This window comes from Bradyrhizobium sp. P5_C11_2, from assembly GCF_054049755.1.
This window is the reverse complement of record NZ_JBFULT010000911.1, coordinates 1-1,775: the sequence shown is the minus strand read 5'-3', so window position 1 is coordinate 1,775 and position 1,775 is coordinate 1. Positions and strand designations below refer to the sequence as shown.

Here is a 1,775-nt window from a genome sequence, read left to right as displayed (position 1 = left end):
CAGTGAAGGTCGCGAGCGTCGCCGCATTGGCCGAAACGGTGACGGTGCCGTCGGCCGTCGTGATCGCGCCGCCCAGGATGCCGGCGACTTTCAGCACGCGGCAGCGAAAGGGAACGCGGACATAGGCGGCGACCGGGCTTGCGCCGCAGGACGGGGTGTAGGCGGTGAGATCGGCGGTGTTGAGAGTGCGATTGCCGGGAAGCGGCATCTTGTGTCTCCAAATGAAAGAGGCGGCCCGAAGGCCGCCCCGAGGGTGAGATGGATGATCCTGATCGCTCAGGAAGTGGTGTTGTCGAACACGCCGCCGGAGGCTTTCTCGTTGCGCGAGACCAGCGCATACTCGGCCAGGATCTGCCGGCGATCGGAGTCGCCGGTCTTGGCCAGCGGGATCGAGATCATGTTGCGGCCGTTGAGATAGGCCACCGCCCATTTGTCCAGCTCGAGCACCAGGACATCGCGCGGGCGCTGGAAGCGGTTGGCGACCACCTTGAGCTTGCCGAAATCGGATTCATAGGCATCGACCGATGCCACGATCTTCTTCGACTTGGACTCCTCGACCGCCGTGGAACGCCCGGTGAAGGTCGAGAACACCTGTTTGTTGAAGGCGCCGGTCATGATGGTGCCGGGCTTGCCGCCATTGGTCCAGATCGAGGACAGCACGGTCTTCAGCCGCACCTCGGTGAAGGCGAGCTGCGTGCCGTCCGTTCGCGTGCCGGTGCCGTCGGCGGCCGCCGGGTCAGCTGCGCCGCCGGCCGTTCCCTTCGAGGTGTTCGAAAAGACCCAGGAGAGGACGGAGGCGGTCTTGCGCGCGGTCGTGGTGTTGCCGGCGACCTTGGCCTGGTTGGTGCCGCAGAGGATGGTCTCGAGGTCACGCTTGAGCTCGAGGCCTTTCAGCATCTCCTGATAGGCGAGCTCGTTGTCGCGGCCGGCGTGGTCCACCGCCTGCTGCGTGCCAGAGACGCGGGCAACCTTGTAGGAGATCTGGCAGAGGTTGCCGAGCCGAACGGTCGGCGTCGTCGTGTTGGTGTTGGGATCGTCGCCCTCGAGCTGGGCGTTGTTGGCGTCGGCGCCGGCGAGAGCCTGCGTCTGCCATTCATGATTGACGGCAGTCGCCTTCTCCTTGTCGACGCCGCTCATGAAGGGGGTGTCGACGGGATCGATGCGATAGATCATATCGCTGAGGTCTTCGCGGTTGCCCACCGCGGAGTAGGTAACGAAGGTGGAAGTCGGTAGAGTCATCGATGTTTCCTTGTGACAGCCGTGCTGTTCCGACAACGCAACGATGTCGCTGCGCCTCTCCTGGAAACTGCGGCCTGAGTTGCTGGCGTCTTCTGTTCTCGCTCACGCGATGGCGCGGAAATCTAGGCTTCCGGTTCGCGGATCCGCGAGACATCTCTGCCGGGCGCCCGCGCGAACCGCGCAGGGTCGGCCTAACTACGATGGTTGACCTGATCGGCGTTGTTGCGCGGCGTCAACCTGGCCGGACACGCGTCAAACGTCGGATGGGCGACTTGTCTTCAGGGGGATCGCCTTCAACCGGCTCGTATCCTTGCGGCGCGAACGTGGCCGTGGGGCTGAACGGTAGCGGTGCAGCCCCCGTATCGAAAGAAGAAGATTGAGTCTGACTCGAGTTTTGCTGCTGCAGACGCTGAATGCGGTCGATAATGAGATTGGCTAGCGGCGCTGAAGACGGCTGTGTTGCGGTCGAGAGAAGAGACTCGGCTATCGTCTGGCGCGAGACTGGCGAGGCTTGGACGATGCGCGGCGGACCGAAC

Annotated in this window: 2 protein-coding genes and 1 pseudogene; all 3 read right to left on the bottom strand. The window is 63.8% G+C overall.

Features of this window, described 5'->3' with window-relative positions:
- Window positions 1-208: pseudogene (locus ACXJL8_RS40185) on the bottom strand (hypothetical protein); the annotation flags it as partial.
- A 68-nt stretch (window positions 209-276) separates the two neighbouring features.
- Window positions 277-1,239 carry a DUF5309 domain-containing protein gene (locus ACXJL8_RS40180; RefSeq protein WP_456624011.1) on the bottom strand — a complete coding sequence of 321 codons (963 nt, stop codon included), beginning with the start codon at window positions 1,237-1,239 and terminating at the stop codon, window positions 277-279.
- A 232-nt stretch (window positions 1,240-1,471) separates the two neighbouring features.
- A partial coding sequence (locus ACXJL8_RS40175) for a hypothetical protein (RefSeq protein WP_456686941.1) occupies window positions 1,472-1,775 on the bottom strand: 304 nt, incomplete at its 5' end.

Excerpts from the sequence above, each read along its gene's own strand:
- ACXJL8_RS40180 (WP_456624011.1), bottom strand. The coding sequence starts at position 1,239 with ATGACTCTACCGACTTCCACCTTCGTTACCTACTCCGCGGTGGGCAAC.